Genomic DNA, 11,577 nt, shown 5'->3' with positions numbered 1-11,577 from the left:
GCCCTACACCCTGATGGCCGTCTACGACCTCAGCCACCTGCCCTCCACCGAGCAACAACGCTGGCGCGCCCAGCACTGTCCGACGCACGCCACCGCCGACAGCGCCCCCGATCTCGCCCTGGCCGACTGGCAGGTCTTCGACCCACTCCTGCACGCCGCCCACCTGCGCACCCGCCTCCCACACCCGCCAGCACCCCACAGAAACAGGCGCTGACGATGCCCCACCACGCCCTGGAGATCACGCTCACCCGCCCCCTCTCCCCGGCAGCCCTGCACCAAGCCGCCCGAAAACTGCCGCTCGTCGCCAACCACGACGCCACCCGCCTCATGGCCCTCGTCCCCGCCAAGACCCCACACCGGGCCGCCCGCCGACTGCGCCACCGACTCGAAGCACAGCTGCCCATCGACGTGATCACCACGCACTACCCCGACGCAGACCACAAAGTGATCCTCAACGTCGCCCTCCCGACCACCGTGCACGCTGCCCTCACCGCCGCAGCCCGCCGCGAGTGCCAGAGTCCTGAGAGCCTGGTGGAACTGGCCGTGCACCGGGCCCTGGCCGAACACGCCGAACAGGAAAACGACCGCCTCGACCGGGCGGTGCACCGACTACTGGCCCACACCACCCCGGCCTACCTGCTCTCCGCCGTCGGGCACGCGCTCACCCGACTCCCCGAAAGCCCCACGCCATGAACCCCACCGACGAACAAACGGCAGCTGTTGTCTCACACTGAAACGTCCAAGATCTCTCTCATCTGAATGTCGCTCGGAAAGCTCTGTTGAGCTGGTGTGTTGGTTCCGCGGCGTGACATTGCGCGAAAGGTGATCGTGGCAAGTCATGCAAAGGTGCAGGACATTCAGGTGCGAATCGCGTATGAGATTTGATCTTGGTTCATGGGGCTGGAGTGCCTGGTGTGGCCTTTGAACTCGAAGCGCGGTACATCGACACCTCTCCGCGCGTGCGGATCAAATGATGGCTACGCCTTCGGATTCTGGCGCTGGTCCGGTACCTCTCTGCGTGCGCGGACCGAACCAAGTCGTCGACGATGTGGGGGATTTCTGGGCCGATACACCTCCGCGTGTGCGGATTGAGCATCAGCACACAGATACGCCCCCAGCGGCCATGCGAGGCATCTCCGCGTGCGCGGACCCGCGTGTTGAGGACCGAACCTCATTCCTTACGGATTTGGTGCCGCGGCTACGGTACAGCTCCGCCTTTACGGAACCGAACGGCGGTGTCCTCCTGGCCAGCCTCTCTGTGCCCGTACAACTCTGTGTGTGCGGACCGAACAAGTACGACGGGAGGAGCGGCCGGGCGATGATCGGTACATCTCCGCGTGCGCGGACCGCCCGCCTCGCTGACCTGCCTCCGGAAACCGTCATCGGTACATCTCCGCGTGTGCGGACTGAACGGAGGTGAGCGGTAAGGCTATTACGGGCCCGACGGTACAACTCCGCTTGTGCAGAACGAATTGAGGCATTTCCCACCGCCGGACACATCGTGTTGATACAGCTCCGCGTGTGCGGACCGGGCCCGGAGAAAGTGCGGGGGCAAGGACGGTACAACTCCGCTTGTGCGGACCGAACCACCGGCCTGTGAGGCAGTTCCAGCATGTGCCCGATACAGCTCCGCGTGCGCGGACAGGAAGTCGGCCTGAAGGAGATCCGGGTGGACCTTGACGGTACAACTCCGCGTGTGCGGACCGAACTGCTCGACCTGGTCAAGGGCGCTCCTCGTGTGCGATGCAGCGCCTCGTGTGCGGCTCGGACCGCCGCCTCTGCATGACCGCATCCCCTCGCATCGATACAGCTCCGCGTGTGCGGACTGAACCATTGTTGGCTTTCGGTTGTGTGAGCGTTTTTTCGTTGCGTGATCTTGGTTGATGCTGGGGGTTCGTACAGGATGCTGTCCGGGTTGCGCGTGGGGATGCGTGTGGGTGTGGGTGTTCACCCGGATCGGTGATCTGGGTGAGGCCCGACGAGCGGCTCTTGTTGCTGCAGAGGTTTTTGTCGCAGCGTGTCAGCTGCTATGGCTATTGCTGTTGTTGTGGTATGTATGGCGGCCACAGAGGGGGAACCGTAGCGCGGTGCGGTCGGCCTGTCCGCTCTCGGATGACGCTGGGGCGTTGACGGCACAAGGGGTCGGCCGTACCTGCGGCGGCCTGTCCGGCAGGTTGGCCGGACCCGTTCACGGATTGCGCTGTGCGCGGCGGGACATTGCAGCATGCTGGGGGGCGTGTGATGAGCGAAATGAAGCTGTGGGATGACAACCCCACGGTCGTGGATCTGCTGGGCTTCGCGTCCATCGTCGACACGGTCGCAACCACGCTCGAGATCCCGTATCTGGACCCCGTGACGATCGGGATCGCCGCGCCCTGGGGCGGAGGGAAGTCCACGGTCCTGCGGCTTTTGCACAAGGAGCTGAACGAGCGGGACGGCTACCGGGTGATCCGTCTCGATCCCTGGGAGTTCGACGACCAGTTCGATGTGCGGGGCAGCGTGATCGGTGAAGTCCTGCAAGACCTCCTGGCGGCCTACAAAACGCAGGAGTGCCTGCCGGAGAAGATCAAGGAGCTTCTGGAGCGCGTGAGCTGGTCACGCGTTGCCGTCAGTATGGCGAGGGGATCGCTAGTCGCCCAGTCCGAAGACCTGGTCAAGGCCCTCACTCCTCGTTCGAAGAGCGACCCCAAGAGTCTGGCGGGCTTCCGGGAGGAGTTCGCCCGCCTGCTCAAGGACCTGACCCAGCTCAAGCGTCTGGTCGTGCTGGTCGACGATCTGGACCGCTGTCTGCCGGATGCGGTGATGGCCACGCTGGAGGCCATCAAGCTGTTCCTGTCCGTCGACAAGGTCGCGTTCGTCCTGGCGGCGGACCAGGACATGGTGCGCGAGTCGATCGCGGCCAGCCTGGACGCCACGGGCCGGGGGGAGCGGTTCGCCCACCGCTACCTGGAGAAGATCGTCCAGGTGCCGCTGTCGCTGCCGCGGATCGGCGCCGACGAGGCAGCCACCTTCATCACCCTGCTGCTCTCGGCCCACCAGTGCCCGCCGGAGGACTACACGTTGCTGGTAGGGCACGCCCAGCAGCGGCGTGCGGCGGGGCAGTCACCGGTCCTGGCGGACCTGCAGAGTCTTCCCTGGCAGCCCGACAGGGCGACGCTTGCCCTGGCCAGCCGGCTGGCCACCGGCCTGTCGGCCGACCGGTCCGGAAGCCCGCGCAGCATCAAACGCTTCCTCAACGCGTTCGCCCTGCGGACCAGGATTGCCGAGAGCCAGGGCATCAGCATCGACCCCTCGGTGATCGTCAAGCTCATGCTGCTGGAAGACAGCCCCGGCAAGGACTTCGAGACCCTCGTCAAACTCCAGGACGCCCAGCGCAGTGAACTCCTCGAGCACTGGCAGGCCTGGGGGAAGGGCGAACGTGACGACAGACCGGACCAGGTCAGTGAGGCGAGCCGGCACTGGGCCGCCTCCGAGCCCGACCTCACCACGGCCCCGATCGGGCCCTATCTCAGCCTGGCCGCCTCCCTCGTGAGCCTCACCGCGGCCGCTTCCCTCACCCAGGAGCAGGTCACCTGGGTCTCCCACCTTGCCGGCAAGTCGGAGCCGCACCGGCGCAGCGCGCAGCAGGAGGTGACCGCACGGCCGGTCACAGAGCAGCAGGCCGTCGTCGGCGCCCTGCTGGAGCGCGGCCGCCGGGAACAGGAGAGCGAGCCGCTCGTGGAGTCCCTTCTGTACATCGCGCACGCCACTGCGGACCTGCGCCGCCGCATCGCCGACGGCCTGTGGGACATGCGCGGCAACCTCACCCCCGGCTCCGCCATGGACATCGCCGACAGCGACAGCGACGAACTGCGCGATCTCACCTCACGCCTGGCGGAGGCTACGGACATCGAACCGATGGTCAGGGAAGCGGCCAGACTGGAACGGGAGGGCCGCTGATGGGGACGTCAGGCTCCTACGGGGGCAGCGGCTCCGCCGAGTGGAGCGCGGCCCACGACGCCTTCGACGCCCTGCCCGGCACCGGACAGGGACCCGGGGACACCCCGCCGCCCTCGGACCCCGCAGACCCGCCGGACAGCCAGCAGCAACTCCTCGATGACGTCGTGCAGGCGCTGGCCACTGCGCTGAACAAGGACGATGCGGACCACGGCACGGTGCCGGCCGGCGGCTATCCGCTCTCCGCTCTGATCGCCCCTGCCCGCGGCAGCGGCGGTGGCGGCGGGGAAGGAGCCGGGGGAGCGGCGGCACCGGGCCGTGTCGGCGGCGGATCGCAGCGCCAGGTACTCAAAGGCTCCTCGCGCGGTGCCGCAGCCCTCGCGGGCGCCTACGCACTGCGCAACGGTGACGCCGCGCAACTGCGTGAACTCGGCCTGGAGTTCACCGAACTGAGCAGCCTGCCCCGGCGCACCCAGGTCTCCCGCATCCTGCAGGCCGTCCTCGGCGACGCCGGCCACCCCGACGAGGCGGCCCTGCGCAGGGCCACCGTCAAGCACGTCAAGGACATCCTCCTCGCCGCCGAGCCGCCCACTCCGGAAGACAGCCTGCGCGGCCTCGTCGCCGAATGGATCTACGAACTCGGTCTGGTCGAACTCCAGTCCCAAAAAGCCGGCGACAACCTCACCCCGGAGGAAGCCGTCCGCAAACAGGGCTGGCTGCGGTCCTGGCTCCAGCGCCGCGTGCGCCACATCTCCGTGCCCGACACACGACGCATGACCGTCAAGGAATTCACCACCGCAGCAGCGCAAGTGACGAGGGAGGCACTGCGCATTCTGCGCGCACAACGCTCATGACGACCGCCTACGAAGTACTCCCGCACGACGGGCAGCAACGCGAGCCCTCCGCCACCGCCCTGCACTGGCCCCGCACCCGAGCCCACAGCCCCACACCCACCGTCACCTGCACACTCGGCTGGGACCTCGACCTCATCGGCCCCGCACCGGCAGCCGCCGCCGACCTCGTCCGCATCGCCGCCTCCGCCTACCTCGCCGACCGCAGCGCCCGCCGTCCCCCCACCACTTTCACACGTACCATCGACCTCACCGTCCACACCGTCGATCCCGACCCCTGGAACGCCGCGTCCGGCCGGCTCGCCGAGGAACTGCTGGCCTGGCTCACCGGCGACGCCTGGCACCTGCACGCCGTGCCCGCCGCCCCCGCCGCTCACCGCCCGGCACCCGTTCCCGACGCCGACGACGTCATGCTCCTCAGCGGCGGCCTCGACTCCCTGTGCGGCGCCGCAGACCACCTCGGCGACACAGCGGCCCGCATCCACCTCAGCCACTGCGACGCCAGCACCGCCATCCTCCACGCGCAGCACCAGACCAGCGCCTGGCTCAGCGACCGCGCGCGGCAGCCGCTGCGCCACTGCAGCGTGAAACTCCACCAGACCCATGCCGCCGCTGAACCCTCCTCACGCAGCCGCAGTCTGCTGTTCGCCGCCCTGGCCGCGAGCGTCGCCGCCGGTGCCTCCAGCCCGCGGGTGACCGTCCCCGAGAACGGCTTCACCAGCATCAACCCACCCCTGACCGCAGCCCGCGGCGGCGCCCTGTCCACCCGCTCGACCCATCCGGGCACGTTCGCCCGCATCAACGAACTCCTGGCGACCCTGGACATCCCCGTGACGGTGGCCAACCCCTACGCCTACCTCACCAAGGGACAACTCTTGACGCGCGCCTGTGACCGCGTGGGGCAGTCCCTGCTGCAAGCCGGGGCGGCAACCCTCTCGTGCAGCAAACTCGACGGCAACTGGTACCCCGGCGGGGACCCCACCCTCAACTGCGGCCTGTGCCTGGCCTGCCTGGTACGCCGGGGAGCATTCACCGCAGGCCCCCACCACGACCCCACCACCTACCTCGTCCACCGCCTCACCGGAAGCGCGCACCAGTCGCTGCTGGACCGCCGCCGCAAGGACGTGAACGACGTGCGCCAGGCCATCGCCCGCGGCATCGACGACACCGACATCCTCGCCGTCGGTGAACTTCCCCCCGACACCGACCTCGACGCCGTCGTGGCCATGTGCCAGCGAGGCCTGCAGGAGCTGAACGATGTCCCCCTTCCCTGACCCACTGCCACCGCTCGACTGCCACGCCCACATCGCACCCGATGTGACCCCCGCACAGATCGACGCCCTGCACCCAGCCGTCGTCTTCGCCGTCACCCGCACCCCGGCCGAGGCACACCACACCTGCCGGCGCCGTGACCCGCGCCTGGTGTGGGGATCCGGCATACACCCCGGTGTCCCCGAGGCGCTCGACAGCTTCGACCTGCAGCAGTTCCGTGCCACCTTGCGGCACAGCTGCCTCATCGGGGAAGTCGGCCTCGACCGCCGAGGCAGCCTCGAGCGCCAACGCACCGTACTCGCCCAGATCCTTAAGGCCGCACGCGAGCAGCCCGTCCTGCTGTCGCTGCACAGCACCGGACGTACCGGGGCCCTCCTCGACCTGCTGACCGACCAGCCGCATCCCGGAATGATCCTGCACTGGTTCCTCGGGAGCCCCACCGAGCGGCAACAGGCCATCGACCTGGGCGCCTACTTCTCCGTCAACGCCGCCATGCCCGACGACATCCTCACCTCCCTGCCTGCGACACGCCTTCTGCCGGAAACTGACTTCCCAGCCAGCCGGCGCACTACCGGCGCATCACGCCCCGGCGACATCAGCCGACTCGAACAACGCCTCGCCCAACTCCACGGCATGACACCAGAACACGTCAGACGCCGCTTCTGGCAGAATCTGCGCGAACTGACCACCCGCACACACGTCTTGGACCGGCTTCCCGAAGCCGTCGCGGACTGGGCCCTGGAAGCCTGATGTACAGCCCCACGAGAGCGCCGAGGCAAGTCCTCAGCGTCACTCGTCCCGGCTGACACGCTCAACCACCTGGGGATCACTGCGCACCGGCTCCGGCAGCACGCAGCCGCGCAGACTGTGGGCGGAGAGAACCTGCTCGACCGTCAGCCCCCGCGCACCGGACAAGTCCGCCCGTACCAGGTCGGCATCCTCCAGGTCCGCACCGTCGAGCCGCGCCCGACACAAAACGGCGTCCCGGAGCGTCGCCCCCTTGAGGAGAGCACCCCGCAGGTCCGCCCCCGGCAGTCGGGCCTTCGCCAAATGCCGCCCCGAGAGATCGACCAGTGGCCAGGAAGATCCCCGGCGCCTCGAACCAGCCGCGGTGAGCGCCCGCAGCGCCTCCTGAACCATCTCGTCAGGTTCCTCCGGAAGCTGCACCGAGCCCAAATCACCCCGCGCACCAGCAGGCTGCGTATGGTGCTGCACGAAAGCATTCAGCACCCGTGCGGCATGACTGCCCTGGTCAGGGGCATCCTGGACGATCTGCTCCAGCGCCAGGATGCCCCCGATACATACATACGGCTCAGACGAACTCAACCGCTCCAGCGCCTTCGTGAAGCGGTCCGTCACCTGCCCGCGACGGCTCAGCCGGTAGGACCGGGCCGTATAGAGCAGGGCGATACCGGCACCGAGGGCAGCGACGACCTGCACAACCGCCAGCCGGACCTGCCCCGCCGCCGCGGACCGGGCCGCGACGTCCATCGACGACCAGTCACCCCCGGCCAGCCAGCACGCCAGACGCCGGCTCAGCGGAGTGAACATGACGACCAGCGCCCCCGCCAGCCCGGCTGCGCCCAGCATGGTCACCACCGCTGGCGAAACCTTCTTCAACCCCATGACCCGGTTCTATCGCGCCCACCCCACCAAGAGCGACTCACACCGGCCCGCACACAGCTCCAGGGGCGCGCGGAGAGCCTTGCACCCGCCGTCCGCGGTTGGGATCCGGTGGTTGCCCCGGATGCCCGTGTTTTGAGCTGGTGCATTGACTCCGGGGCGTGACATCGCGTGGAAGACGATCGTGACAAGTCACGCAAAAGTGCAGGACATTCCATGCGAATCGCGTAGGAGGTTTGATCTTGACCGGTGTGGCTGGATTGCTCGTTAGGGGCCGTGAACTCCAAACGCGGGTAGATCTCCGCTTGTGCGGACTGAACAGCCCTTTCTTCTCCGTGCCGTTGTGCATGTGCGGTACATCTTCGGGTGTGCGACACGAACATTCGGAGATTGTCGTGGATGATCGCTCCCGGCGGTACATCTCCGCATGTGCGGAAGAAACGGGTGGAGCCGGTGGCGGGCAGTCACGCTGGGCGGTCCAGCTCCGCGTGAGCGGAAGGGCGATAACCGTCTGTCCTTCAAGGCGAAGGGGCTGGACTCATCTCCGCGTGTGCGGAAGGAACCTGCCAGAGCGGCCTCCAACGGCCCGCGAACCGGCCCATCTTGCGGTGTGCGAAACCTTCAGCGCCCTTTCTCGGCCTCCTCACCTGGCCGCAGCCCCGCCATGCGCGACGAAACACGATCTGTCTGAAGGACATCGACCCCGGGCGCGATACATCTCCGCCTGCGCGGAAAGAAGCGTCAAGGCGAGCACCCGACGCAATCCTGGTACGCGGGTGAGGCCAGGTACGTCCGACATGGAGCAGCGCGGTGGTCGTCCCATCTCCGCATGCGCGGCGAAACACAGTCCTGTACCTCCGTGCTGATGGACCAACTCGGCTCATCTCCGCGCGGCGGAGCCGGACACTGGCCCGGCGCGAAAGACGTCATGACCGACGGTTCATCTCCGCGTGTGCGGAAAGAGCCTCATTCCTGGCCGGACTCGACGGCAACCTCGCCGGGGCGGCTCCGCATGCGCGGCAGCGAGGATGTCCGATTGCCTGGACGATGTCGTGTGGTGCCCCCGGTCCATCTCTGCCTGTGCAGTAGGAGGGTGACTGGTGGGCGGGACTGACCGGGGCCCGGTCCGTGCCGCCTCGGGTGTGGGTACGGGGAGTTCTGCCCTGCCGCGGGGCGAGGGATGCGCGTGAGCGTGGGCTTTCACTCGCGTGAGCGGTTGTCGCCGGGAGTCGGCGCGGCCGGTGTGCGGCCGGGGTAGGGAGGCCGCGTTTGCTGGCGGCTGTGGGCGGGAGCGTGGTGCCGGGATGGGCGTTGTGGAGGAGAGCCGGCTCGAGGGTCTGGATCTGTGTCTGTGGGGCAAGTACTGCAAGTCCTGCAAGCCGCACGGAGTGATCTATCCGGTGTTGTTCCACATGCTGGATGTGGCGGCGTTGGCGGGGGAGTTGTGGGACCAGATGCTGGTCGCGGCCCAGCGTTCGGTGATCGCCGCAGGCCTCGGGGTCAGTGAGGCGGAGGCCCGTCGGCTGGTGATGTTCGTGGCCGGTCTGCATGATCTGGGCAAGGTGAGCCGTTTCCAGGCGTGCGAGCCGATGCCGTGGGCGCGTGTGACGGATGAGCTGCAGGCTGATACACAGGGCTGGCGGCTGGTGCGGCACGAACGGGCCAGCATGCACGTGCTCGTTGGCCTGCTCGCGGAGATGGGATACGGCTGTCAGGACGATGCGGGTCCCGCCGTGCGGATGGCACAGATCGCCGGCGGCCACCATGGGCGGTTTCTGCAGCTCGATGTGCACGGTGCGGCCGGAGCGCGGCGGGTGCAGGCCGATCTGGGCGGCCGGTTGTGGCAGCGGATGCGGTCCAAGTACGCGGCGCAGCTGCGGTATCTGACCGGCGCCGACGTGGTGCCGCCACAGGTGTCCTCCCCGGCGGCGGTGCTGATGACCGGGCTGGTGATGGTCGCGGACCGGCTGGCCAGCCAGCAGCGGGTGTGGCTGCCGCGGGCGCGGATGCCCGCCTACGGGGCGGCTCAGCATTTCGCCTGGGCCCGCTGGATGGCCCCTCAGGTGGTGGAGCAGTCACAGCTCGCCCGCGTCGCACTGCCGCCGCGGCCGTTCTCCGCCGTGCACGGCCTGCCCGGGCCGAACCCGCTGCAGGCCTCCGTCCTCGAAGGCCTGCTCCCCGCTGCCGGCGAGCGGGGCGCGGGGATCCTGCTGGTCACTGATGGAACCGGGGCGGGCAAGACCGTCACCGCGCTGGAGGCCGCCCGCATCCTCAACCAGGCCTGCGGCACCCAGGGCATCTGCTACCTGCTGCCCACCACGGCGACAGCGGACGCCGCCTACGACACACTCTGCGCCTACGTCCGTGCCCACTGCCCCACGCCGGCCGCGCTGACCCTGGTCCACAACCACAGCTGGCGCAACGCCGCCTACACCGACCGGATGCTCGCCCCCGGCGATGCCGCCACCTGCACCGGCGACGACCCCCACCCAGACGACGAGGACGATGACGACCTGCTGCTTCCCGCGCAGGACAGCGCTGCGGGAGGGGGAGAGCGGCGGTGGGTGCCGGACGGCTGGCTGCGTGGCTGGGACCGCGCGCTGCTGGCCCAGTTCACCGTCGCCACCGTCGACCAGGCCCTGATGGCGGCCCTGCCGGTGCGCTACAACGCCCTGCGGATGCTGGCGCTGTCGGGCCGGTGCGTCGTCGTCGACGAGGCCCACGCGCTCACCTCGTTCAGCAGGCGCATCCTGGCCAGGCTGCTGCACTGGCTCGGCGTCCTGCGCGCCCCGGTGGTGGTGCTGTCCGCGACCCTGCCCGGGCAGGTGGCACGCGAGCTGGTGTGCTCCTATCTGGCCGGTGCCGGACACCGGCGGCGCGAACTGGCCGCCCGCGAAAGCGAGTTCACGGTGCCGTACCCGGGCTGGCTGTTCGCCGACGCCGCCACCGCCCGGACCACCGTCATCAGCGCCGCTGCCCGTTCCGCGCACACCGCCGCCCAGCGCCGCACCCTCACCGTACGGCTGCGCCCGGTCCGCTACCAGCGGCTCGGCACCCCGGAGCGTCGCGTGAAGCCGGGGGAGAGGCTGGCCCACATCACCGCGGCGATCGGTCCTGTGGCACGGCTGGGCGGGTGTGCCGTCGTCGTGTGCGCAACGGTTGCCGACGCTCAGGACACCTACCGTCACCTGAAACAGGCCCTGAACTGGCCCGGCGGCCCGCACGAACTGCTCCTGCTGCACGCCCGCTTCCCGGGCCACCGCCTCGAACAGGCCCTGACCGAGGTCCGCAGGAGCCTCGGCCCCGCCGGGCCACGGCCCGAGCGACTGGTCGTCGTCACCACCAGCCTGCTGGAGCTCAGCTTGAATATCGACACCGACATCCTGGTCAGCGACCTGACCTCGCTGGCCCGGCTCATCCAGCGCGCAGGCCGGCTGTGGCGCTTCGAACAGGCATGGCAGCGCGAGCGGCCACCAGGCGTTTCTGCACGGCCCGCCTGGATCCAGGCCAGTGGCTCCCGGCTGACCGTGCTGCATCCCATCGGCCTCGACCGTGACACCGAGCTGCCCGAGTCCTGGGCCGCCGCCGACACCCCCTATCTGCTGCACGCCACCGCCCATCTGCTCGCCGACCCCGGCCACCGGCAGCTGACACTGCCCGAGCAGGCCCAGCACCTGGTCGAACTCGTCCACCAGTCCGGCGAGCCGGCCACCTGGTCCACCACCCTGGCCACCCTCCACGACCAGCACCTGGCCGCCGAACGCGCCGAGCAGCACACCAGCAACGTCCACCTCATCCCGCCGCACGACCGCGTCGCCTCCCTGGCAGATCTGCACCGCCAGCGGCTGACCGCCGCCCAGGCCGCCACACGCCCCCACGACCGCCCCCGCCGTGT

General features: G+C 69.0%; 7 protein-coding genes and 1 pseudogene. 7 read left to right on the top strand and 1 reads right to left on the bottom strand.

Annotated features, from left to right (window positions below):
* From ADL12_RS14245 to ADL12_RS14220, 6 genes and pseudogenes are all read left to right on the top strand, one after another.
* Positions 1-214 (top strand): annotated as a pseudogene (locus tag ADL12_RS14245) (DUF6083 domain-containing protein); the annotation flags it as partial.
* 2 nt (positions 215-216) lie between these two features.
* Positions 217-693: a hypothetical protein gene (locus ADL12_RS14240; RefSeq protein WP_208614541.1), complete on the top strand. Its 477-nt coding sequence runs from the start codon at positions 217-219 to the stop codon at positions 691-693.
* 1,548 nt (positions 694-2,241) lie between these two features.
* A complete protein-coding gene (locus ADL12_RS14235) occupies positions 2,242-3,939 on the top strand; it encodes a KAP family P-loop NTPase fold protein (RefSeq protein ID WP_063806665.1) in 1,698 nt (565 codons plus the stop codon).
* Positions 3,939-4,790, top strand: coding sequence for a hypothetical protein (locus ADL12_RS14230; RefSeq protein WP_062702241.1), 852 nt, complete (start codon positions 3,939-3,941; stop codon positions 4,788-4,790). Before ADL12_RS14235 ends, ADL12_RS14230 begins: the two co-directional genes overlap by 1 nt.
* Positions 4,787-6,061, top strand: coding sequence for an adenine nucleotide alpha hydrolase family protein (locus ADL12_RS14225; RefSeq protein WP_062702239.1), 1,275 nt, complete (start codon positions 4,787-4,789; stop codon positions 6,059-6,061). Before ADL12_RS14230 ends, ADL12_RS14225 begins: the two co-directional genes overlap by 4 nt.
* Positions 6,045-6,809 (top strand): TatD family hydrolase, encoded by a 765-nt coding sequence (locus tag ADL12_RS14220; protein ID WP_062702237.1) that lies wholly within the window; start codon positions 6,045-6,047, stop codon positions 6,807-6,809. The genes ADL12_RS14225 and ADL12_RS14220 overlap by 17 nt, the downstream gene beginning before the upstream one ends.
* Before the next feature lie 39 nt (positions 6,810-6,848).
* Here the strand turns inward: ADL12_RS14220 and ADL12_RS14215 are convergent, their stop codons facing one another.
* Complete coding sequence (locus tag ADL12_RS14215; RefSeq protein WP_079052039.1) at positions 6,849-7,685, bottom strand: pentapeptide repeat-containing protein; 837 nt, start codon at positions 7,683-7,685, stop codon at positions 6,849-6,851.
* A 1,301-nt stretch (positions 7,686-8,986) separates the two neighbouring features.
* On the opposite strand from ADL12_RS14215, the gene ADL12_RS14210 reads away from it, so the two are divergent.
* On the top strand, positions 8,987-11,577 hold a 2,591-nt coding region (locus tag ADL12_RS14210; RefSeq protein WP_062702233.1), incomplete at its 3' end, for a CRISPR-associated helicase/endonuclease Cas3.

This window comes from Streptomyces regalis (assembly GCF_001509475.1).
Classification (GTDB): domain Bacteria; phylum Actinomycetota; class Actinomycetes; order Streptomycetales; family Streptomycetaceae; genus Streptomyces; species Streptomyces regalis.
The sequence above is the reverse complement of the archived record's forward strand: the minus strand, read 5'-3'. Positions and strand labels throughout refer to the sequence as shown.